This window comes from Hymenobacter sp. J193, from assembly GCF_024700075.1.
GTDB lineage: Bacteria > Bacteroidota > Bacteroidia > Cytophagales > Hymenobacteraceae > Hymenobacter.
Map to the genome: position 1 here is coordinate 93,371 of NZ_JAJONE010000004.1, position 22,334 is coordinate 115,704.

The 22,334-nt window shown below is 63.3% G+C and carries 23 protein-coding genes; 12 read left to right on the plus strand and 11 right to left on the minus strand.

Annotated features, from left to right (window positions below):
• Nucleotides 1-3: 3 nt before the first annotated feature.
• From traM to LRS06_RS23020, 9 genes are all read right to left on the minus strand, one after another.
• Nucleotides 4-1,419 (minus strand): conjugative transposon protein TraM, encoded by a 1,416-nt coding sequence (gene traM, locus LRS06_RS22980; RefSeq protein WP_257873688.1) that lies wholly within the window; start codon nt 1,417-1,419, stop codon nt 4-6.
• Nucleotides 1,420-1,431: 12 nt separating this feature from the next.
• Complete coding sequence (locus LRS06_RS22985) at nt 1,432-2,340, minus strand: conjugative transposon protein TraN (RefSeq protein WP_257873689.1); 909 nt, start codon at nt 2,338-2,340, stop codon at nt 1,432-1,434.
• A 27-nt stretch (nt 2,341-2,367) separates the two neighbouring features.
• Nucleotides 2,368-3,132 (minus strand): conjugal transfer protein TraK, encoded by a 765-nt coding sequence (locus LRS06_RS22990; protein ID WP_257873690.1) that lies wholly within the window; start codon nt 3,130-3,132, stop codon nt 2,368-2,370.
• Nucleotides 3,133-3,197: 65 nt separating this feature from the next.
• Nucleotides 3,198-3,827 carry a hypothetical protein gene (locus tag LRS06_RS22995; protein WP_257873691.1) on the minus strand — a complete coding sequence of 210 codons (630 nt, stop codon included), beginning with the start codon at nt 3,825-3,827 and terminating at the stop codon, nt 3,198-3,200.
• 18 nt (nt 3,828-3,845) lie between these two features.
• The gene (locus tag LRS06_RS23000) at nt 3,846-4,964 is read right to left on the minus strand and encodes a conjugal transfer protein TraG N-terminal domain-containing protein (RefSeq protein WP_257873692.1); all 1,119 of its coding nucleotides are present in this window, start codon (nt 4,962-4,964) and stop codon (nt 3,846-3,848) included.
• Complete coding sequence (locus tag LRS06_RS23005; protein ID WP_257873693.1) at nt 4,961-7,576, minus strand: VirB4 family type IV secretion system protein; 2,616 nt, start codon at nt 7,574-7,576, stop codon at nt 4,961-4,963. Before LRS06_RS23005 ends, LRS06_RS23000 begins: the two co-directional genes overlap by 4 nt.
• Nucleotides 7,545-7,871 carry a hypothetical protein gene (locus tag LRS06_RS23010; protein ID WP_257873694.1) on the minus strand — a complete coding sequence of 109 codons (327 nt, stop codon included), beginning with the start codon at nt 7,869-7,871 and terminating at the stop codon, nt 7,545-7,547. The genes LRS06_RS23005 and LRS06_RS23010 overlap by 32 nt, the downstream gene beginning before the upstream one ends.
• A gap of 12 nt (nt 7,872-7,883) precedes the next feature.
• The gene (locus LRS06_RS23015; protein ID WP_187317338.1) at nt 7,884-8,297 is read right to left on the minus strand and encodes a hypothetical protein; all 414 of its coding nucleotides are present in this window, start codon (nt 8,295-8,297) and stop codon (nt 7,884-7,886) included.
• A 53-nt stretch (nt 8,298-8,350) separates the two neighbouring features.
• Nucleotides 8,351-8,839, minus strand: coding sequence for a hypothetical protein (locus LRS06_RS23020; protein ID WP_257873695.1), 489 nt, complete (start codon nt 8,837-8,839; stop codon nt 8,351-8,353).
• A 220-nt stretch (nt 8,840-9,059) separates the two neighbouring features.
• On the opposite strand from LRS06_RS23020, the gene LRS06_RS23025 reads away from it, so the two are divergent.
• From LRS06_RS23025 to LRS06_RS23055, 7 genes are all read left to right on the plus strand, one after another.
• A complete protein-coding gene (locus LRS06_RS23025; RefSeq protein WP_257873696.1) occupies nt 9,060-9,485 on the plus strand; it encodes a hypothetical protein in 426 nt (141 codons plus the stop codon).
• A gap of 45 nt (nt 9,486-9,530) precedes the next feature.
• The gene (locus tag LRS06_RS23030) at nt 9,531-9,929 is read left to right on the plus strand and encodes a hypothetical protein (protein ID WP_187317335.1); all 399 of its coding nucleotides are present in this window, start codon (nt 9,531-9,533) and stop codon (nt 9,927-9,929) included.
• Nucleotides 9,930-10,016: 87 nt separating this feature from the next.
• Nucleotides 10,017-12,296: a toprim domain-containing protein gene (locus LRS06_RS23035; protein ID WP_257873697.1), complete on the plus strand. Its 2,280-nt coding sequence runs from the start codon at nt 10,017-10,019 to the stop codon at nt 12,294-12,296.
• Nucleotides 12,297-12,375: 79 nt separating this feature from the next.
• The gene (locus LRS06_RS23040) at nt 12,376-12,513 is read left to right on the plus strand and encodes a hypothetical protein (RefSeq protein WP_257873631.1); all 138 of its coding nucleotides are present in this window, start codon (nt 12,376-12,378) and stop codon (nt 12,511-12,513) included.
• A 151-nt stretch (nt 12,514-12,664) separates the two neighbouring features.
• On the plus strand, nt 12,665-12,925 hold the full coding sequence (locus tag LRS06_RS23045) for a hypothetical protein (protein WP_187317333.1): 261 nt from the start codon (nt 12,665-12,667) through the stop codon (nt 12,923-12,925).
• Nucleotides 12,926-13,223: 298 nt separating this feature from the next.
• The gene (locus LRS06_RS23050) at nt 13,224-14,519 is read left to right on the plus strand and encodes an ArdC family protein (protein ID WP_257873632.1); all 1,296 of its coding nucleotides are present in this window, start codon (nt 13,224-13,226) and stop codon (nt 14,517-14,519) included.
• A gap of 102 nt (nt 14,520-14,621) precedes the next feature.
• Nucleotides 14,622-14,918, plus strand: a complete 297-nt coding sequence (locus LRS06_RS23055; protein WP_187317331.1) for a hypothetical protein — start codon at nt 14,622-14,624, stop codon at nt 14,916-14,918.
• Here LRS06_RS23055 and LRS06_RS23060 read toward each other — a convergent pair.
• Both LRS06_RS23060 and LRS06_RS23065 read right to left on the minus strand, forming a co-directional pair.
• On the minus strand, nt 14,905-15,438 hold the full coding sequence (locus tag LRS06_RS23060) for a hypothetical protein (RefSeq protein WP_257873698.1): 534 nt from the start codon (nt 15,436-15,438) through the stop codon (nt 14,905-14,907). The two genes, LRS06_RS23055 and LRS06_RS23060, sit on opposite strands and share 14 nt — an antisense overlap.
• Nucleotides 15,438-16,166 carry a ParA family protein gene (locus tag LRS06_RS23065; protein WP_187317330.1) on the minus strand — a complete coding sequence of 243 codons (729 nt, stop codon included), beginning with the start codon at nt 16,164-16,166 and terminating at the stop codon, nt 15,438-15,440. Before LRS06_RS23065 ends, LRS06_RS23060 begins: the two co-directional genes overlap by 1 nt.
• A 747-nt stretch (nt 16,167-16,913) precedes the next feature.
• On the opposite strand from LRS06_RS23065, the gene LRS06_RS23070 reads away from it, so the two are divergent.
• From LRS06_RS23070 to LRS06_RS23090, 5 genes are all read left to right on the plus strand, one after another.
• The gene (locus LRS06_RS23070) at nt 16,914-17,351 is read left to right on the plus strand and encodes a hypothetical protein (RefSeq protein WP_187317329.1); all 438 of its coding nucleotides are present in this window, start codon (nt 16,914-16,916) and stop codon (nt 17,349-17,351) included.
• A 4-nt stretch (nt 17,352-17,355) separates the two neighbouring features.
• Nucleotides 17,356-18,381 carry a DUF5712 family protein gene (locus tag LRS06_RS23075; RefSeq protein ID WP_187317328.1) on the plus strand — a complete coding sequence of 342 codons (1,026 nt, stop codon included), beginning with the start codon at nt 17,356-17,358 and terminating at the stop codon, nt 18,379-18,381.
• Between the two features lie 1,347 nt (nt 18,382-19,728).
• On the plus strand, nt 19,729-20,562 hold the full coding sequence (locus LRS06_RS23080; RefSeq protein ID WP_257873699.1) for a type IV secretory system conjugative DNA transfer family protein: 834 nt from the start codon (nt 19,729-19,731) through the stop codon (nt 20,560-20,562).
• A 43-nt stretch (nt 20,563-20,605) separates the two neighbouring features.
• Complete coding sequence (locus LRS06_RS23085) at nt 20,606-20,896, plus strand: hypothetical protein (RefSeq protein WP_187317326.1); 291 nt, start codon at nt 20,606-20,608, stop codon at nt 20,894-20,896.
• 92 nt (nt 20,897-20,988) lie between these two features.
• Entirely contained in the window at nt 20,989-22,329 is a 1,341-nt protein-coding gene (locus tag LRS06_RS23090) for a Fic family protein (protein WP_187317325.1), read from the plus strand.
• Nucleotides 22,330-22,334 lie beyond the last annotated feature (5 nt).

The following is a 22,334-nucleotide window of genomic DNA, read 5'->3' on the forward strand; positions in this document are numbered from 1 at the left end:
GGGTTAGCGGCCTGACGCCGTGGCTGGCCCCAGTTGGCCGGCAGCGGCCGTAGTAATCAGGATGGGGTAGCCGTCGGGCAGCAACACCTCCCGCAGCTTGGTGCGGGTCTTGGGGCGGCTGAGCACGTTCATGGCCACGCGCCCGCCCACGCCCACCACCGAGTTAGCGGCCGAGGCCGAGCGGTCGATGGCGGTGCTCACTTCCTGCATGGATTGCTGCTGCAGGTCCTGGCCGGCGAGGCTGGCATCCTTGGCGACCCGCTTAACCGGGTCAATCATGATGCCCGGCAGGTAGTTGTAGTCGTAGATGCTGGCCGCGACCCGGGTGGGCCCGAGGCGGTTGACTTCCAGCATCACGTTGTTGGTGCCCACGCTGGCAATGCCGGCGAAGACCGAGTTCTTGGGGAAGGTTACGCCCGACACCACGGCGTCTTCCTGCAGGCGCAGCAGGACCACCGAGCCCGTGCGCACCTTCTGCTCGCCGTTTATGACGCACTTGAAAAACACGTCCGGCGTGAGCTCGGCCTGGCTGCCCTGGGCCATCATCCGGGCGGAGTTGCCCACCTTGACGGTGTTGAAGCCATCCCTGCCGGCAGCGTTAGCACGATTGGCCAGGGTTTGCGCGGCCGCTTTGGGGTCACGGAAGCGCTTGCCCGTCATGCGCTCGTAGGCGGCGCGGGTTTCGGGCGGCGAGGAGCCCAGCATAGCCAGCACGTCCGGGTCTGTTTCAAACGGGGTGCCGTCAGTATCGGTCGCGGGCAGCAGCCCGGCCCGCAGGCCCCGGCCAGCCCGGTAGCTCGCCTGGCGGGCCGAAGCGCCTACTACCTGGCCGGGGCGACGCCGGGGGACCACCAGCATTTGCGCGTGGTAAGAACCCGTGGTAGGGTCCTGCAGAGTCGTTTCAATCGTGTCCACGTCGGCCGCGGCCAAGCGGGCTTCCTCCTGCCGGCGACGGGCGGCCAGGGTAGCCGCCGCGGCCCGCCGCTTCCGGCGCAGGGCCTGGCCCAGGGTGTCGGCGACAAACGCTTCCACCACTTCGTCAGTGTTAGGGCGAGCCGGCGTGCTCTGAGCTTCCTGTTCCAGCCGCCGCTGCTGCTCGATTTGCGCCGAGGGCGAAACAGGGGCGGTGGGCTCGGTGGGCGCGGCCTTGATTTCGGGCTCGATGTTTTCCGAAGCCGCCGCCACGACTTCCTTCTGTTGCTGGGCGGCCTGCGTAGCCGAGCGCAGCCAGAGGAACAGCCCCCCGGCGACCAGCAAGACCAGCAGGCCGGTCAGGGGTATCCAGTTGTTGCGCAGCAGCTCCAGCGGAGTTGTTTTTGATTTGTCAGCAGCGGTCCGGTCCGCTCCCAGGCGTTCGTGGTCATCGTGCTCGGCTGAGCCCGTGGAATGAGATTGAGTATGGGGGTTTGCAGGTTCCATAAGAAGGAAGGGTTAGATGGTGGAGGCCCGATTGATGACCCGCGACGGCACCGGCAGCACCAGCACCCGAGCCCCGTTCAGCTCGCGCAGCGTCACTTCCAGGTAACCCCGGTCGGTCGCCGCGTAGAGCGGAATGGCGTAGGTCAGGTAGCCGGTGGTACGGCCCGAAACGACCTGGTTAGTCCCGCCGCCGGAAGGGGCCAGTGGGCGGCGCGCTTCGTTCTTTTTCTTGGCCAGAAACTTCTTCTGGGCGTTTTCCACCAGCTGGAAGTCGGTGAAATCGACGTTGTAGTCGATGGCCGAGTGGTTGATGACTTTAAAGCGCAGGTAAGTGAAGTCCCGGTCGTTGCGTACGTTGGCCAGAGAAAGCACTAGGTCGTTGTCGACCACGGCCACCGCTTGGTGCTCCTCCTTGGACTTGCGCAGCGCGGAGAGCTTGCCTTCCACGGCGGCTTTCTTCTCCCGCTCTTTGTCCAGCGCCAGCTCATTCTCCGGCGCCGAGCCCGCTACGGAGCCAGCACCATTGCTCAGGCCCAGGGCCCCGTCTTTCTGGAAGTCGTAGAGCTGCAGCACGGGCCGGTTCACATACACCAGCCGCCCCATCCAGTATTTGCTGCCGAAGCGGATGAGCATGGGGGTCGGCGGTGCGGACTTGCGGCGGGCGCGCACGAACACGGCGTTGGCTTCAATCTTTACCAGGTAGTTATTGGCCATGCCCACGTCGACCAGCGACACGGGGCCGCTGAACACGAGGTAGGTGGTAGAGCTGTCCGACACGGCCACGTCCAGCAGCGTGGGCGCAGTGTGCACCGCGGAGGAAGACGGCCGCAGCATGACCGACGGGGCAGAAGTGGTTTGGGCTGAGCTGGCCGAGGCCAGCAGCACCGGCAGGCCCAGGGCCAGCAGAAGTTTAGAAAACATGGGAATACGCTTTAGGAAGGAAGAGACTTATTTGCCGGGCGATGCCGGGGAGGCCTGACCAGGGGCCACTGGGGAGACCGGAACGATGCCGGCGTCGGGAGCCCCGCCCCCCGCGCTGCGCTGGGCTTCCTGCAGGGCGCGCTGCCGGTCGGCTTCCTGCTCTTTCAGGGCTTGCAGCTCCTCGCGTGACACCTGCGGGTTGTAGGGGATGTAGTCGAAGTTGGTAATCAGCAGGCCGTAGGGGTTGGCATCCGAGCGGTTGGTTTCGGCCAGGTTGAACTTAGCAGCCAGCGGCAGGGGCTCTTTTTGCTCGCCCCCAATGAAAATGCGCTGCTTGATGTAGACCCGGCCCGACCAGGGGCGGTGGTTCATGTCCACGCTTACGCTGTCCACCGTCACCACATTGCGGGCGGCGTAGCGCTCGTAGTTCTGCAGCACCTGCCCGCGGGTGAACCCGTCGTAGATGCGCCGGCCGCCGCGGCCTTCGATAAGCGGCAGGGCGGCGTCCAGGTTGGTTTTGTAGGTGTACTGGTCGTGCCCAAACATGGTCAGCATGAAGTTGCGCACCAGGTTGCGGGCTTCGTAGGCGGTGTGCGTTTCGGTGGTGGGCGCCGAGAGTGCGGCCACCGAGCCGGTTTGGCCGACCACGTACACGCGGCGGCCGCTGTTCTCGTAGGCGCGGTACACCAGAAAGCCGGCGGCTAAGGCCACGAGCAGCAGGGCCAGCACGCTCCCCATGGCCAGGTTGCGCATGGTGGAGAAAGAGGTACTTAGGTTTTTGGCAGAATCCATTGCAAATGCGGGTTAAGTCATCAAGAGGGGATGTAGGAGGCCGGGATTTTCTTCCCCACCGCCCCTTATTTGGCCAGGGGCAGGGAGATTTGCAGGCCCCGGTAGGGATAGGTTAGCAAGCCGGCGTCTTCACCGCCATCCGGGCTGGCGTAGGCGTAGAGCACCCCCTGAACCGTGACGGGCTGCGCGGGCCGCATCGGCACCACTTGGCCGCCCCGGTCGATGTCGCTGATGAAAAAGCCACGCAGCGAATCCTGGGCAGAGGGCAGCTGCAGCTTGCCGATGCCAGGCTTGCTCTTGCCAAAGCCCATCGGCTTCCAGCGCAGCACGGCCGCAAAGGGGATGCGGTAGCCCGGCCCTACTTTGGGGTAGCCCCGTTGGGCGCTCCGCAAGCCGGCCGGCAGGGCGAGGATGGCCGCGACCGGGGCCTGGCTGGTGACTGAAATCAGCTCCAGGTAGCCTTCTTCGGGCAGCATCTGGGCCACCCCAGGCGCTACGTTCACTGCCGACGCGGGCAGGGCCGGAGGCAGGGTAGTGGCGGCTTTCCAGGCATTCGCTTTGGCTTGCTCAGCGGGACTGCTGGCGTTGGTTTGCAGGGCGTCGACAAGGTGCGTGGCCGCCTTCTCCTCCTGGGATTGGCAGGCGCTGGCCAGGCCCAGGGCTAACAGGGACAGGTAACGGGTTGAATGGTTCATCGAAAAAAAGAGGATTGGTTAAACCGTCCACAGCCCGGAGGGGCGTTGCCGGTAGGAAGGATTCAGCGCGTCCGACATGGTGATGGTGGGCAGGCCCGCCGAAGCCGAGCTGCCGCCACTTGGCGCGGGCGTCCCGCCGCCGGAGCTGCCACCACCATCACCACCTCCGCCGCCCGCGCTGCCGCCGGCTGCTTTGCTGCCGCCGCCCATGGCGCGGCCGATGGCGCCGGATACGCCGTGCCCGCCGCCATTCATGCCTGCCGAGACGCCGGCGCCCGCCGCGGCCGCCGATGCGGCCATGCCCACCACCGAGCCCACGAAGCTTTGGGCGGCCGAGGAGCCGATGATGAGGCTGGTCAGGTAGGGCACCATGAGGTAGAGCATGATGAAGGCGACCGACACCACCAGTTGCTTGGTGTCTTGCTCGACGGCGGCCGGCCCCGCGAACACCCCGCCGAACGTGGTATTGGAGGACGTGTAGTAGGTGTAGAGCAGGTCCAGCAGGGCAAACGACAGCCCCCAGAACTGCACGGCCAGGAAGTTTTGCAGCCACTTCATCGCCAGTTGGCCGAAGGAAGGAATAACCGACAGGCAGATGGAAATGGGGCCGCAGACAAACAGAAACCCGAGAATGAACTGCTGGATGAACTGCATGATTTGCCGAATCAGCAGCACCACTTCCCCGGTCACCAGCTGCAGCAGGATGTTGGTTAAGCTGAATGAGGTGATGGTTTTCAGCAGGTTACTGATTTCGTCCACTCCTTGCTCGACCACCGTTTTCTGCGAGAGGGTGTCAGCGCTGCTGATGGTGGCGCCCAGCGCCGAAGCGGCCGTCGAACCGTCCGGGGTGGCAAAGAGCCGGGTGAAATTGGCGACCCCCGAGCTGAGCGTGTCAATCAGCTCCTGGTAGAAAAAGAGCAGGAAGAATATCCACACCGCCTTGAGGATGGGACCCCAGTCCATGGAGAGCCCGTGGCCCGAGAGGAAGCCCCGCCCGACGGTGTAGAGCAGGGCAATGAGCATGAAGGTGGGCGTGATGAAGCGGCAGGCGCGCAGCACGATTTGCAGGGTCTGGTCGCAGGCGCTCAGAAACGTCGGGTCGGCCCCGTAGGCGACCATTAGGTAGCAGCCGCTCATTTGGCCAGTACGCCCGTGCGGGCCTGTTTATCTTCCACAAACTGGTCCACGGCGTAGTCCAGGCGCTGCACCTTGACGGGCTCGTACTGCGGATTGCCCTCGGCGTCCAGCTGCAGCCGGCCGCTTTTGTCGAGCACTGGCTTGCGGTTGGTTTGCTGGTAGAACTTCACCAGCTTGTTGAGGTAGTTGCGCTCCACGGGCTTGGAGGTGAGAATGGCATCGAGCTGCGGGGAGGCTTCCACTCCGAATATCTTGCCCTTGGCGCCCTGCTTGATGAATATTTCGCGCAGCGCGTCCGTGGAGCGCACCGACTTAATCAAATCCATCTCGTGCCCCGTGAGGCCGAGCGGGGGTTGCAGCTGGGCCAGAGAGTCCGGGTTAACGTGGCGCAGGATAATCTTGGTGGCCGAGTTATTGATGATGGCCGGGCCGATTTTGCTGCTGGTAATCTCGGTGATGCCCTGGGTGATGATGGTGACTGAGCCGTTGGTTTTGCGGATGGTGCGGTACATCGACTCGATGAATTCCGAGAGCACGCCCGAAAGCATGGTCCAAGCCTCGTCCAGGGCGATGTACTTGATGTCGTCAGGGAACTTGCGGAACAGGTCCAGGCTCAGTTCGGTGATAAGCATGGCCACCACGGGGTAGAGGTCGGGGTCGGCCTGCACCTTGGCCAGGTCAAAGCAAATGAGCCGGTACTCGGACAAGTCCACGTCGCGCCGGGCGTTGAGCACCCGCTCGTAGCGGCCGCCGGTGATGTACTGGCCCAGCACCAGGAAGAACTGGTGCATGTCGATATACTTCAGATTCTTCTGGTACTGCCGGCGGGCCCCGTCCAGCGGGTCCGGCTCCACCCCGTCGCCGGGCTGCGCCACGGGCTTCTGCATTTCGTGGTCAAACTGCTCGACGAACTTATAAAAGCTTTCCATTCCCGGAAATTCCTCGTCCTTCTGATTCAGGCGGTCGCTCTCGTTCAGGCAGGTGTAGTACTCAATCAGAAAGCGGCTTAGAATGGTCCGTTCCGACTTATCGAGGCCGGTATCCTTGCCGCCCTTCCAGAGCGCGGCGAGCAAAGCCAGGTGAAAGTTGGTTTTCTCGTCGTTGTAGAGCCACTTGCCCGAAGCGTCGCGCGGCACGATGAAAGGGTTGAATTCAATCGGCCGCTGCGGGTCGTACTCGAAGTAGGTGTGGTCGAAGTCTTCGCCGTTGAGCGACTGCAGCACGTTGCGGTAGGTGCCGCCCACGTCCATGATAATCTGCCGGGCGCCCTTCTCGAAGCGCTGCACAATCAAATTGCCGAAGGTGTAGCTCTTGCCCGAGCCCGAGGGGCCGATGACAATGGCGTTCTGGTTATCCAGCGCGGTGTTGAACAGGTTCACCTGCACCAGGTTGCGGAACCTATCGGTCAGGTACTCCCCGACCGGGTCCGTCTTGTATGTCGCCGTCCAGTGCGTGTAGCAGGCGCCGCGGTCGGAAGAGCAGGTCAGCCAGCGGTCCGGCACCTGCCAGGCGTTGCCGGGCAGCAGGCCGAAGAACACGGGCAGGGCCAGGTAGCTTTCTACCACGCTTTCCGTGCCGAACATGTACCGGAACGCCGCCGTGGCCTTCTCGACGTTTTCGCGCCGGCTGTTGTCGTTGGTGTCCCAGAGCAGCAGTGAGAGGTGCAGGCCGACAATCTGCTTGTTCTCGGCCCTTACTTCAGCGGTGAACTCCTCTACTTCCGCCGCCCGCAGCGCATTGTCCTGGGTGGAGAGAAACGAGAGCGAGGCGTTGAGCTTGCGGTCGGTATCCAGGCTGCTGAGTTCGGCGCGGGTGTCCTGCACGAGCATCGCCTGGGTGAGCACGTGCGGGCACTGCAGCACGTGGGTGAGCGGGTAGAGCATGGGCGCGGTCACGCCGTAGCTGTTCTTGACCGCCGCGTGGGCCTCGCTGCCCTGGCCCACCATCGAGAGGATGTTGACCTTGTGCTCCCCGACGCTGAGCGTGCCCAGGTCGTTGCCGATTTCGCGCTCCTGCCGGGTAGGCTGGCCGTCGAAATTGAGGTTGAAGTACTGCAGGTAGAGCTGGTGCATCTCGCGGCTGCTCATGCGCTCAAACGCCACCCCGCCTAGGTTTTTGAGGCCTTGGGTAAATTCCACGGCGCCAGCTTCGGCCACCTCTAGCGTGTGCACGAGCTGTGCAAAGGGATTCTTGATGAGGGCCTCCCCGGCCCGGGCCACCAGGGCGTTTACGGCATTGGTCCGGGTGGTTTTCACCGCAACCGGCGCGAAGGAGAGAAACAGGTAGGACTTCTGGAACAGTACGAGCCGCTCGAAGAAGTGCTTGTTCATCTTGCCCTCGAAGTAGGTCTGCTGCGTTTTGTCTTCGCGGTAGGGCCGGTCGTAGTAGACGTCGGTTTTCTGCACGATGGTGCCCACCGGCAGGGGCCGTATCACGCCCACAAGTGCCGTTTGGAAGGCGTCGTAATCTTCGACCGTCCAGCTTTCCATCTCGGCCGGCTCAATCACGAAGCCCACGGCGACGCGGCCGTCCTTGAAGACCACCTTGTTTTCTTCAAAGGAATGCACCGGCATCACCGCGTTAAACGCGGTTGTTTTGGGTGTTTTTGCCATGAGGGGGAAAGGGTAATAGTCCCACCGCCAGGCGGCGGGGCTGAATGAAGGTGTAGGAAAGCCACCCCATCAGAAAGCCGGGGGCCTGGGTCCGGGTGAGGTAGCGCAGGCCCAGGAGGAGGCCGATTTCCGACAGGATGACCAGCAGGTAGACCATGCGCGGAATCTTGACCGCCATGCCCAGAAAGCCGAGCAACAGCACGGAGCCGATGAACAGGCCCACCAGCAGGCCCAGGTCCTGCAGGTTCATGCCCAGCACCTGGGCGGGCCGCTCGATGGATTTATAGGAGCGCATCGTGGCAGCGGCTTAGTTGGTCAAGCCGCCGCCTTCGCTGCCACCCACGGCACTCACTAAGTCGTCCTTGAAGAGCTGGAAGCCGAACCAGAGCAGCACCCCGCCCACGAGCCAGCCCAGGGAGCCCAGCGCGTCTGGGGAGCCCTGGATAAACTTCATCACCACCCGAATCAAGCCGATTATGAGGATGATGGCGAAAATGACCTGCACGATGCCAATGACTTTCTCCTTGACCTGGGTGAGGGCCGCTTCGGCGCTTTGGGCCCGGGCCGCGCCGGTTGAGAGGGCCAGTACTGTAAGCAGCGCGTAGCCGCGCTGCTCCAACTTAGAGGGTTGGTAGGTCTGGCCGGCCGCCAGCAGATTCAGGCCGTGGGCGGCGGCAGTAGTTGCGCCGCGGCGCAGGGAGGTGAACAGGGGTGTTTGCATGGAAAAAGTAGGAGGGTGAAAAGGTGAATAGGGTGAGAGGTAAGGCCCGCGCCTCAGGCAGTAGCGGGTGCGGCGCGTTGGTTTTTCAGCGCCTCGTTCATCACCAGGCGCATTTTGGCCCGCCGCTCGGCGGCGGTCAACTCCACGCCGCGGTTGTGCGCGTCGGTCGCCGTGGGCGCTGGGGCCGTGATGTAGTTGTGCTTGGCCCCTTCGGGCAGCTGGCCCGCTTCTGCCGCAGCCGGGGGAGTCTGGTCATCGGCCTGACTATCAGCTGCGATTGCCGCGGCCGTTTCCGTCGGGGCGTCCGTCGGGGCTGCTTCCGCTTCTGCCACCGCCACGTCAGCCGCCGCGTCCGCCACGGGAGGCGCTTGCGGCGGCGCATCCTGGAAGTCGGCCAGCCGATAGTGCCGGGTGCGCAGCGAGGCGTGGTTGCCGTCGAGCGCGGGCGAGGCCAGGGTACTGCCGGCACCCGCTGGCATGGCGTAGCGCCACCAAAGCCCGCCCAGGGCCACTAGGAGCAGAAAGAGCACCAACCACAGCATGGGTTTCAAGCAACAGGTCGAAGTTTTTTATGAGCAATTGCGGCAACTATACGGAGCACTTCCGTATAAGTTCTGTTTTAGGAGAAGTTTTGAAGAAGCTACGCCGAAGCTTTGCGGGTGTTCTTGCCCCGAAGCCGACGTGGTTAAATGCCCGCAGCAAGTGCGGTAGTGCAGACGGCCGGCTGGTTTGCTACCTTGCGCGCCCTCCAATTGCTGCTGCATGAACACTTCTATTCCCACTCCCCCGACTACTACCCCAGTAGAGCCGGTCAATGCGGGCTTTCCTGACCCCGCGCTCATCGTTTCCTATGCCACCGTTCTGCGCTACATCCGCCACCGCCTCAACACGCTACTGCACGGGCAGCTCAAGCCCTGGGCCCAGCAGCATAAGTTCAACTACGCCCGGCTGATTGAAATCAAAAAGCTGGAGGAGGAAACCCAGGCCGTGCTCTTGCAGCGGCTGATGACCCACTTCCAGTTCCCCACCGAGCTGCTGCGCATCATCGTGCACCAGTCGCGCCGCCACTTTTTCCTGTTCACCTCGCCCGACAGCCTGACCCGCTTCAAGGCCGAGCTCAACCTCTTCGACAACCCACCCTTCGACGCCCCGGCGCCACCTACTACGCCCACTTCATCCCCTAACTAGCGGAAAGGCCCTGGAGCCCGACCGCTCCACGTTGCTCTTTTCCCTATGCCTGCTTCCGTTGCTTCCCGCCGCCCGGCCAGCAAACCTGCGACTACCCCGGCCGCCTTGGGCCCCCAACTGCCCAATCCGGCTCTGGCCATAGCCTATGATGAAGCCCGGCGCTACGTGCAGCTGCGACTGCGCAGCCTGCCCCACGGGGGCCTGCGGGCCACCTGCACCGCCTATGGCTTTCCCTACACGACCAGCGTGGGCCTGAAAACCGGTAGCCTGCAGCGCGAAGAGTACCGCCTGGTGCAGAAGCACCTGCGCGTGTTCGGCTTCGAGACCGAACTGGTGCGCCTGTACGTGAGCGGCCAGCTCTGCGAGCACTACCTTTTTGCCGACGCGGCGCTGCTGGCCACGCTGCGCGAGCAGCTGGCCGCCCACGAGGAGCTGGTCAGCTAGCTGCCCCTCCCCTACTGCTTTTTGGTTTTGATTCCCGCCCCGGATTCCGGCGGCGCGGCTGGTTTGTACCCCTTCCATTCTACTTCTATGCCCGCAACTTCTCCCCCGCGCGACAACGACCCGCAGGAGCTCGACCGCTTCAAGCAATCCATTGACCTGGTGGACTACGCCACCCGGCGCCACGGCTACGACGTGAAAAAGGCCGGCCCCCGTGGTCACTGGCACCAGCTGGAAAAGGACGGCGAGATGCTCATCGTCTCCCGCAAGGGCGACCACCAGGTGTACCTGAACCCCGGCGACGACCGGGACTCCGGCTCCATCATCGACTTCGTGAAAACCCGCGAAAACCAGACCCTGGGCCAGGTGCGGCAGACCCTGCGCCAGTACTTGGGCGAGCCCGAGCAAGGCTGGCAGGCGGCCACCTCTCCCCCACTGCCCGCCCCGGCGGCGTACGCACCCACGCCCACCGGGCCGACCGAGATGGAATCGGAGGCCGAGCGCCGGGCCCGTCTCGTGGCGGCGGTGATGGGCACCCACGCCACGCTAACCGACCGCAGCTACCTGCATAATCGCCATCTCTCCGATGAGACCATCGACAGCCCGGCTTTTCAGGTGCGGGTCTTCACCAGCCAGCAGGGCAACTTCCGCAACACGGCTTTTCCCCTCTACAACGAGCACGGCATTGCCACCGTGGAGCAGCGCAACAACGAGTACAAGCACTTGCTGCAGCTGCCCAAAACCGGGGTGTGGGTGTCGCACCCCACCGAGGGCAAGGACACGCCCGTGCAGCGTATGGTGGTGTCGGAGAGCCCCGTGGATGCCATGAGCTACCACCAGCTCCACCACCGCGGCGCGCAAGGGCAGCCCAACACGCTTTACGTGGCCACCAGCGGCACCGTCACCGAGCGGCAGGTGGAACTCATTCAAAAGCTCATTGACAAGCAGGAGCCGAAGGAAGTGGTGCTGGCCAACGACAACGACGCCGCCGGCCGCCGCTTCAACATCAATTACCTCAACGAGCTGCAGGTGCCGCGCCGGGCCCGGGAAGTAGCCGATGGCCAGGTGGCCTACGACGAAGCCCCCCGCCCGGTAGAGTGGCACGCCACAGCCGCCGGCAAGTACCACACCGCCCTGCGGGTGGAGTATCACCACGCCACTCGTGCCGAGGGTACCGAGCAGCTGAGCCAGCTCACCGCGCAGGTGCAGCAGCTACGGCCGGCGGCGGACGAAACGGTGGTCCTGGAGGTGCAGCGGGCCACCCGGCAGGAAACCGTCGTGCGCCTGGTTGTTCCCAATGCTGACAGCCACGCCCTCGAAGACCTGGCCCGCACCCTGCACGCCCAGCGCGAAACGCAGCGCGAGCAGCTTGAGCGCCAGTCCCAAGAGCCAGGCCGGCAGCCCGAGAACTTTATTCGCACCGAGTACGCCATCAGCAAGGACTTTAACCGCGACCTGGAGCTGTTAAGTCAGGGCCTCAGCCGCGAGCAAATTGCACAGCAAGCCCGCACCGACGAACTGGCCAAGGAGCAGCTACGCCAGGAAAAAGCCCGTCAGGAACAGGAGCAGCGCCAGCAGGCTCAGCAGCGCGAAGCCGAGCGTGAGCAGGCAGCCAGCTCACCGGAGGCTCAGCACCGGGATGCCGAGCACCGGCGTCAGGCTGCTGGGCTCGTAGTCGCAGCGGCCAGCGGCGACCCAGCCCTGCAGCGGGCCGTGCAGCTGACGGTAACCGAGCCCACTCCGGCGGATGAGGCCACACCCAGCCAGGCCCAGCAGATGCGGGAGCTGCTGCGCAAGGCCGGCGCCCAAATAGAGTTGCGAGCGGAAACGGACCCCACCAGCGGACAGCTGCGCAGTGAGCTCGACGTACGCTACCAGCCCCACGGTACGCCCGGCGGCCTGCGCCAGCTCAGCCAGACGCTCGATGCGCTGGATAAGTCGCCGTTGGTGACGCTCACCGAACCCGTTGACGAGCAGGCTGAGCGTCGGCGGTTAGCCGCCGCTCCCCCGGAGCAGCAATCGGTGACGAAAACGGCCATCATTCGCATCGACGAGCCGGAGCCGCAGCCGGGGGCTAACGGTCAGGCGGAAGCCGTAGCGGAGCAGCTGCGCGCCGCGGGCCTGAACACCGGCTCGCTGCGCAGCGCCACCGACCCAGCCACTCACCAGCGCCACAGTGAAATCGAAGTCAGCTACCGGCTCGACCAGCCGAACCTGGCGCGGGTTAGTGCGGCGCTCGATGACGTGGCCCGCCAGCCCGGCGCCCACCTGCACGAGCACGCTGCCGACCGGGCTGAGCGGCACCGTCTAGCTCCTAGCGGTATTAGTGCCAGCACCCTAGCCGAGCGTACTGCCGGGCCCGAGCGGTAAGCGGATTCTGCTTCTGAGTCAAAGACCCAGAAAATGTGCGCTGATTCTTTAGTTTTGCAGGAATAGCAAGCTGCCCACCATGCTGGCAAAAACAGGTTCTACTACTCATGCTCCGTTTGGCCTGCTCCTGGCAGACCAGACCCTGGCACCCGCTGCTCTGCGGCCGCTGCCTATTTCCGAGCGCCCGGCCCTGTTTGTGGGTCCGCATCGAGGCTAATCCAACTTCCTGGTAAACGTCCCGCCGCAATTATGCGGCTGCCCGCGGCTTGCTTACTGCCCGCGGGCTGGGCTGTTTTTTTTCCGGCCCTTGCTATTGCGGGCAGGCCGGAACCCTCTTTGCATTCCCTTCCACGCTAGTACCCTCCGTTATGATATCTACCGGTCACCGGCCATTTTCCAACTTCTGCCCGGCCATGAAAGGCCTGATTTTACAGCTTATCCGGGACGAATACCAACCCCTGCTGCAACTACCATCGACCCTGTCGGCCGAGGCCTGGTCCGAGGCCGTTACCAAGGCCAACCCCATCCTGTTTTACCTTAACGACGGCGCCCCCCTGATTCAAATTGGGGAAGCTTCCCGCCAAAGCCTGCTCAAATTTCTCAAGCAGCAATTTGGCCCCGCGCAGTAGGTCGCGGCTCGGCTCGCTGAAACGCCCGGTTGGTTATCCAATCGGGCGTTTTCGTTTTAAACCCTAACCGCCGGTCTCCTAAGCAAACGCTCGGGGAAGCGCCATTCCACCGTCCCCAGGTTACAGATGCGACCACTACCCAGGGTAGTTCAGACGCCAAGGGGCAGTGGGGGAGAAATGTTTTACGAAGGGCAAATAAATCAATAATTGTTGTTAAAAAAGCAACAAATGACGCTAAAAATGCGTTTAATAAGTAAGGAAACGGTTTTAGAAACAGTCACTTAGCCCTTACTCAGCGATGATAAAGCAAGCCCGCCCCGCCGCTCAAAACACTGCCCGCCCCGATGTGTACCAGCTTGTAACCGACCGGGTAATTGAGGCCCTCGAAGCCGGTCAGATTGCCTGGCGCAAGCCCTGGCACGCGGCCTACGGTCTGCCCCGCAACTACGTGAGCGGCCGGGCTTACACCGGCATCAATGCCTTTCTGCTGCACCTGGTCGGCGGCACGCCGTTCTTTCTAACGTTCCGGCAGGCCAAGGAGCTGGGCGGCAACATCCGCAAGGGTGCCAAGGGCATGCCCGTGATTTACTACAACGTCACGACTCGCACCGACAAGCAAACCGGCGAGGAAGAGAAAACGCCATTTATCAAGTACTACACGGTCTTTTCCGTGGACGACGTGGAAGGCGTGGAAATCGTCCTGCCCGAGCAGCCCCAAGACCGGAACCACGAGCCCTTGGCAGCCGCCGAGGCCCTGGTAACGAATTGGGCTACCTGCCCCCGGATTGAGCACGGCGGTACGCAGGCCTTCTATGCTCCGGGTCCTGACTTTGTACAAGTACCCCGCCCGGAAACCTTCATCAGTGGCGAGGCCTATTACTCGACCCTATTTCACGAGCTGACCCACGCCACCGGCCACGCCAGCCGCCTGGACCGTCCCGACCTGGCCGAAGCCCTGCGCCCGAGTGGCCGCGCCGGCTACGCCCGCGAGGAGCTGACGGCGGAAATGGGCGCCGCTTTTCTGTGCGGCCACGCTGGCCTAAACCCCAGCGCCACGCTGGAAAACACGGCCGCCTACCTACAGTTTTGGCTGGAGCAGCTGCGCGGGGATAAAAAGCTGGTGGTGCAGGCCGCCAGCCGGGCCCAGCGCGCGGCAGAGCTGATACTGGGCCGCCCGGCTCCCGAGGATACCGAGCCCGACCCGCAGCCGACCCCCGCCAGCCCCGCCCCTGCGGCTGTGGTCGTGGCCTCTGAGCATGCGCAGCCAGCATGCTGCGGGGAAACCGGGGCCATACCGTCCCGCCCGGTGCTGCCCACGCTGCCACCGGTGATTTTGGGGCAGGAAACCCTGCCTTCGCTGACCACGGTCGTGGTCGCCACGCAGCGCATCGAGCTGACCCGCCTGCTGGAGCATCCCGCCTTTACCGATGAGCAGCGCCGCACGGCCACCGGCCGCATCCTGGCCGAAACCGACCCCGCCCGGCTGGGCCGCTGGCTGACCAACATCATGCAGCGGGTGGCCGAGTGGGAAGACCAAACCCTGGCTGAGGAGGCGCGCCAGAACCCGCGCCCCTATCCGTTGGACGAGTGCTGACCCTTAGCCGTCGCTTACATCTTCTTTCATCGGCGGGACCGGGGGCAGTGGGGTACCGTTCCACCGTCCCCGGTCTGCCGGCTTGCTTCCTTAACGTTTTTTATGCCTACCCCCCCTCCCCTACCGCCCCGCGTTGCCACCGCGCCGGCCCGGCGGTTTACCGACCTGCTGCGCCACGGCCGCTTCAGCTTCACCGAGCGCGAGCTGATGGAGCACCTGCGCATGACTTACCGCACCATCAAGCAGCGCGAGGCCGACCCGTCCACGCTCACCATCGCCGAGCTGCTGCGGGTTGCGGATTTGCTCAACGAGCCCGTGCAGGACATAATCGCCGTGGTCCTGGCTGAGGTGCAGTCCGGGGTTAGCTCGCCGGCTGGAACTCCCTCTACTTCCCTTTAGCGGGCGGGCCGTGCTGGAGGTAGTAGTTAACCGCTTCGTCGACCAACTCTTTTAAGTACACCCGCCGGCTGTGGTGCATAAGCTCCTCGTGGATGTAAGCCAGGGCGGCCCGCTGGGTTTCCCCCTCCAGGCGAATTAAGGAAGGCTGCAGCCCCACAGCCCCACTTTCCGCCTGAGCTGGTGCTTGTACCTTGGGGGGGCGCCCCCTCCCCTTGCGGGCTTCCGGCGCTACAGCGGCCTGCTGCGGCTTGGTTACGGGCTGAGCGGCTGGCGCTGGTGCTGCTGCCGCTGCTGCCGGAGCTTTCGTTACTGGCGGAGCGGCCACCGGTGCTGGTACTGGTGCTGGTACTGGTGCTGGTACTGGTGCTGGTACTGGTGCTGGTGCTGGTGCTGGTGGTGCAACGGGCGCTGCGGCCGCTGGCTCCGTGGCGGCTGGGGCTGCCGGCATGTGGCCGGGCTGTCCGCGCAGCATGGACATTTTCTCGTCCGTGGAGATTTTCAGGCGTTGAATCTTGGCCATTACGATACGAGTTCAGAGGTGAGCCCAGCGCGGGCAATCAGTTCGTCGCACAGGGCGCGCACTTCCGTTTCCACGGCAGCATCGGCCCCCACCGCCCGCCGGTAGGCCGGGTTGAGGTAGCTGTAGCGGGTTGAGAGGCGCTTGTAACAGCCGAGCTGGCGCAGCGAGGCCTGCAGGCGCGGCAAGCCCAAGGCGTCGGTGAATTCGTCCATGTCCTTTTCCTCTTTCAGGTTGGTGCGGTGCGAGTGCACGCCGAAGAATTGGAAGTCCAGCCCCTGCTCCCGCGAGAGCCGGGAAATCTCCTGCAGCAGCTGCATAAAGGAAATCGTGGCCAGGCGCTCGGCGTCCGAGGCCCCCACGGGCACGAGCACCACGTTGGCGCCGCTGAGCACGTCAATCATGGCCGTATCATCCGAGCGGCCCGGCACGTCGATGAACACCACATCGTAGTCGTCGCTGACCTCGTCGAGCCGGTCATACACTTGGCCCATGCCCACTGATTCCAGGGCATAGGGAAAAGCAGGGTCGGCCAGCGTGCCGGCTGCGCGCTCCTGGTCCACGCTGGGCTGGTCGTTGGTCAGGCGCACCCCGGCCAGGGTTTGCTGGGAGTCGGCATCGACCACGAGCACGCGGTAGCCATAGTCGGCCGAGAGCGCGCCGGCCAGCACGGTGATGAGGGTACTCTTACCAATGCCACCCTTCTGGTTGGCAACGCAGATGATTTTCATAAAACGGGGGAACTAACGGGTAAAGCCCCAACGGGCGTAGGCAGGTTGCAAAATAAGCAGCTTATTTCTCAGTTTTCAAACTTACTTGTAAACTTGTTTTTTTGTTTCCTAGAAAATAAAGCAACTATTTTACTAGAAAATAAGCTGCTTGATTTCTTGTCTTGCTTATTTCTTGAAAAAACTTAAAACAAAGGAAACAAAAATTATTGATTACCAACTTCTCAGTAAACATTTATCAAAAGCTCTTAAGAAACTTATTTCCTAAAATCCTAAGAAACAAACCAGAATACGGGGCGTAAAGCGGCAGGGATGCAAGGTCAGAGTTTCTATTTTCCTTGTTTCCTAGGAAATAATAAAAAGGGGTCATCACCTTCTGACTGCGCATCACCGGTGCGGCATGGCATACCGAACAAGCAGCAGACTTAACCTCTCACAAGCAGAACAGCATGCTCCAACCCAAAGCAGAATCAACACGGGCTACCGGGGGAGGCGGCGGTAGCCGGAACCGGCCTAGTCAGCTAGCACCTAGCCTTGCGAATGCCAATAGAGAAGGTAGCAGGGTAGTTAGCAAGAAGACTACCCTTTAATTGCGCTAACGCGCTGATTAAAGGGTAGTTATTTATCAACAGAGTTGATAAAGCTTAAAACGAATCTCTAAATTCTTAATAGACAGCAGCTAGCAGTTAAAAATTGGCTATGCAGGACCAAAATCCCCCATCGTTGTCACCGCCAAGCACTGGCCCGGCCGTGAAGCACCTTACAGTCAGCGGCCCGGCGCACCGGCTAGTAAAAGCGGAGTCCGCCCGGCTGGGCCTAACCCGCACAGAATACGCCGACGCGGCCATCCGCTACTTCGCGGAAAGGAGCTTGAACCCGGTGGAAGCTCAGGCTCGGGAAGGGCAGCTCATTATGGCGGAAGTGAAGCGGCTGGGTGACCGGGTGTTTTCTTATCTGCAGGAGCAGGAGCGGGGCTTGCTGCTGGAAATGGTGCGTTCCCAGCTGCGCCAGCAGGTCGTGCAGGAACAAACGCTGCGGGTTGTGGAGAATTTATTGGCCCCGGAAGGAGGGGAGGCCCTGCATAAAATACAGCGCAAAAATCAGGAGCGTATTGCGGAAGCTACCGCCGCTGGGATGGCGGCCATTAACATTAAGTCTCTGAATAAACAGCCTGGTAACGGGAAATAATGTCATGCACGCCAAGCTAATTAACCCCAAAGCCAGCGGCAAGAAAGCTTATAATAACCAGGGCAGTGCCGCGCAGGCCTTGAATTACCTGACCCACGAGGCCCGGCAAAACGGCCAGGAAGCGCACTTCTTTGACGGGCAGCGGGAGGCACTGGACCGAGAATCCGTACTGGCGGCGCTCGATAACAACGTGAAGGGACTGCGGGCCAACGAGGCCAAGTTCTACTCCCTGGTCTTGAGTCCCAGCCCGGAAGAGCTGGCGCACATCGGGGGCGGTGATGAGGCGAAGCTGCGCGCTTACACCCGGGAGGTGATGGCGGCCTACGCGGCGAACTTCCGCCTCAAAGACGGCGGGGCGGTGGGGAAGGACGAACTGGTATGGGGCGCCATCATTCACCATGAGCGCACCCACCGTGGCACCGACCCGGCCGTGAAGGAAGGGGATGCCAGAGCGGGGCAGCCGCGCCCCGGCCTGCAGGCGCATATCCACGTGGTGGTCTCGGCCCGGGACCGAAATCGGCGCATCACGCTCAACCCCGGCGGGCGCGTAAGCCGGTTCAGTCTGCGCGATTGGCAGGAGGAGGCCCGGGTGCAATTCGAGCGGCAGTTTCAGTACCAGGGTCCGGCCCCAAAACGGAAAGAGGCCCCCGCCGTCTACGCGCCCAACCCGAAACGCAACGCGCGAATTGCGGAGCGCGTCGAGCACTTAAACCGCCAGGCGGACCCGAGCCAGCGCCTGGAGGGGGAACGGGTGCAGCGCATCGCGCAGGCCCGGGGCTATGACCCCATTTTCTACGACCGGCTGCGCCGGCTGGAAGACCGGGCCCGGCAGGGGCAGCCGCTGGACAACGCCTACCACCTGCTGGCCACGGGGCGTGAGGAGCCGGCCCGCGCCAATACCGGGCACCATGTGCGGCAGGCCCTGCACAGCCTGCAGCAAGTCCTGCGCGCCAACAGAGGCCCCGAGCACGTGATAACCGAGGACATTGGCGAGCCGCGTCGGCGCGGACAGTGGGAAGCCGAACTGTGATTCAATCAAACCCTACTCTTTAGCTAAACTCTGCATGAGCATGATGAGCGCCCCCCGGCAGCCGGGCAACCAACGCCTGACCGGCTTTTACGTCGGCCTGACCTTTCTCCTGATGGTGCTGGCCGGCGGCGAGTACTACTTTCTGACCCACCCGGACCTAGTGGCGGGGGCCACGTCCGCTGCGGGCCCGAAAGCGGGCTTAGGCACCTCAATTACCACCCGTCTGCTGGGCGGGCTGGGGAGCTTCTACCGGCGCTACGGCCTTCTGGTTCGCGGTGCGGTGCTGGTAGGAGGGGGGCTGCTGGCCTTGCTGCTGAAAATGCCCCCCGCCCGGCCCGGGCAGCGGCGCTGGCAGCCCACACAGCTGCAGCTGCGGCGCGTGCAGCTGGCGGCTGCGGGGGGTGGGCTCACTCAGTGGGACGCTGCTGCTGGCCCTGGCCCCGTTTTCGGCGGGCATCATTGCCTGGCTCTATCCCACGGCCGCCGGGCTGGTTCTGGGCGCGGGCCTGGTTGCGGGTGTGGTGCGGGCCCTGCACAAGACCGAGCGGTTTGGGCTGCGCACCGAGCGCCAGCAGCAGCAGTCGGAGCACGGCTTTAGCTTGGCCACGACCGATGGGGGCTGGATTAACATTCCCAACCCGTTTCGGGGCACGCTGGTGCTGGGCGGCGCCGGGGCAGGTAAGTCGTATTCCATCGGGGAACCTTTGATTGAGCAGTTCACGCAGAAGGGCTTTGCCGGCCTCATCTACGACTTTAAGTTTCCGGTGCTGGCCGAAGCCGCGCAGAAGGCTTTTGTGCTGGCCGATGCCAAAGCCAGGGCGGCAGGGAAGGAGCCCGCTCAAGTGCAGCTGCACATCATCAACTTTAAAGACCTGGAACGCAGCGAGCGAGTGAACCCGCTACGGGCCGACAAGATGCCGGTGGTGGCTTATGCCAACGAGTACGCCCGCGCCATCATGGCCAACCTGAACCCGGAGAGCATCAAAAAGATGGACTTCTTTGACACCAGCGCCAACGCCTTCCTGACGGCCATCATCTGGTTTTACAAGAAGAACTTTCCCACGTTCTGCACCCTGCCCCACGTGGTGAACACGGCCCTGCACCCGGACTTTACCCACGTGCTGAGCATGCTCGACTCGGACCCCGAGTGCGGGGACATGGTGCGCTCCATCACCACGGCCGTCAAGCAGCGGGCCGAGAAGCAGGTGGCCGGCGTCATTGCCTCGCTGCAGATTGTGCTCACCCGCATTAACTCACCGGAAATTGCCTGGGTGCTCACGCCGGACGAGGCGAGAGGGGGAGGGGTTCAGCCTGGAGCTGAACGACAAGAAAGCCCCCAAGGTACTAGTGGTAGGCAACGACCCCACACTCAAGGAAACCTTCTCGCCGGTCATCAGCTGCATCGTAGCAGTGGCCCTGAAGCTAATGAACCAGCAGCACAAGCACCCGAGCTACGTGTTCCTCGACGAGGCCGCTACCATCTACGTGCCCAACCTGGAGGTGATACCGGCCACGGCGCGCAGCAACAAGGTGGCCATGATTTACATGACCCAGGACCTGAGCCAGATGATTGACGCTTATGGCCGGGAGAAGATGCAGGTGATGGTGAGCAACCTTAACAATCAGTTTTTCGGCAAGGTCAATTCGCTAGAGACAGCCAAGTTCGTGTCTGAGCTTGTGGGCAAGGAAGACCGGGAGATGGTATCGGCCAGCCTGGGCCGCAGCCAGAGCGGCGGCGCCCGCGGCGCGGGCAGCAGCAGCAACCAGAGCGTGAGTTGGCAGGAACGCAACCTCGTGCGCCTGCAGGACACCATTACCCTGGAGACGGGAGAATTTATCGGGCAGACCGTGGAAACGGAGCAGCCCTTTTTCCAGGGGAAAGTGGCGCGTCAGGCCACGCCAGGCAATTACCCGCTGCACCCCTTGGCCACGTTCGAGGGCGGGCCGGCGCCGGTACTGGAAGCGTCGCCGGCAGGGAAGGAGCCCAGCCAGGACTGGCTGAGCCAGCGCCGGGCGGCGCGGCAGGCCGGGAGCCAGCCCGCAGCCGAGGCGGTCGGCGCCCTGCAGGCCGTCATTCAGGCCAACTTTGCCCTGATACGCGAGGACGTGGCCGGCATCGTCGGGCAGTACGCCAACACCCTCAAGCCGGGCCAGATGCCGGACAATGAGCCCATGCTTTAGGCGGTATTTGAGGCACCTTCAGGGCCGGTTTTTTGTTAATTAAATGCCTCTAGTTCCTCCCATTTACGTATTTTGCATGATGGAAACGCCCGCCTATCCGACCCCGCAGTTTGGCCCCCGCGAGCAGACCCGCGAGCAGCGGCAGTTCATCATTAGCCAGTCGCTGGGCATCACCCGCAGCCAGGGTCCCTATGAAGTGCCGGAGTGGCAGGCCGCGCTCCACGAGCAGTATATAGATGGGCTGGTTGACTTGGATTACGTGGGGGCGCGCCACGACGAATACCGCGCTCAGCTCATCGCGAGCCAGGCGCCTGCCGCCGCGGCAAGCAAGTAATTCTCTTTCGCAACACCTCAGCCCGGCCACCAGCGCCGCGCGGTTTTGCCCCCGGCGTTATTCGGTTACCGAGCGCCGGGTACTGCACGTTTATGACTGACCGCTTCACCAATCCGGAAACCGGCGTTTTCCACAACCGGCTCGGCCTCACCGATGCTGACGAGCTGGACCGGGAAACCAAGCGCCTTTCCCTGCGCCGGCTCGCGGAGTTGGCCGCCGGCCGCGGCCCGCAAGGCGACAGCTTTGATGCCGCGCGGCTGCGCGCGACGCACCAGTACCTTTTCCAGGACACATTTGAGTGGGCCGGCCAGACCCGCCGGGAGGGTACTTTTCAAGGAGTCAAGGCGGCCGACCTGCCGGGTATCGAGCGGCCCATGCACTTCGCGCCTTATGAGCGTATTGACGAGCGTTTGAACGCGCTGGGTGAGCAACTCAAGCAGGAAAACAACCTCAAGGGCTTGCCCACCCCGGCCGCGTTTGCCGAGCGGGCGGCCTACTACTTTGACCACTACAACCACGTGCACGCCTTCCGCGAGGGCAACGGGCGCACGCTTCAGGCCGCATTCAGTGAGCTGGCGCAGCAGGCGGGCTACCGGGTTGACTTTGCCCAGGAGCACGAAAAACTTAACCCAGCCCGGGACCAGGGTATTGTGAGTATGCACGGGGCGCTTCACCGCGAGAAGGACTTGCAGGCCCTACGTGACTTGTTTGCCCGCAACACCACGCCCCTGCCCGGGCCGGAAGCCGAGTTGGCCCGCCACTCCAGTCAGGTCCGCCCCCTGCCCGACGGACCGACCCCCGCGGTCCGGCAGATAGAGCAGCTGCGCGAACTGGTGGCCGCCACCCCGGCCCTGCAGCAGCTGGTGGCCGGCGTGGACTACCGGCGCAACCAGCGCGCGGACGCCTTGCTGAGCCAGGTGCTCGACATCGACCGCAACCCGCAGGCCGGCGTGGTCCAGCACGGAGCCGGCCTGCAACAACTGCTACAGGAGGTAGTGCAGGATAAACGCTTTCAGGACCCGGAGTCCAAACGCGAGGCTGCCCGTTTTGGGGCTGCGCTGGCAGTTATGCAGCCCCCGGTGCCAAGTAAGGAAGTTGCTTCCACGCCGGCTTTACCGGTTACCAGCTCAGCGCCCGCGGGAACAGCCGCTTTTGTGCAGGCCGCCAAACAGTTGGTGGAAGGGTTGGAAGAACAGGGCTACCCCGGGCCGGCGGATTCCTTGTCGCGGGCCGCCAAGGCCGTGGAGAAATCATCTTACCTGGGCGGGGCTAACCTACAGGCAGTGGCCGAGGCATTGACCAGAGCCGAAAAGATACCGGCATTGGCCGACGATGCCGCCACCCTGCGGGGGGCTGGGCGCAGTTTGCAGGAAGCACAGCGCATCGCCTCGCTACCGCCGCCCGGCCGTGAACATGAAGGCCCGGAACGGTAAGCACC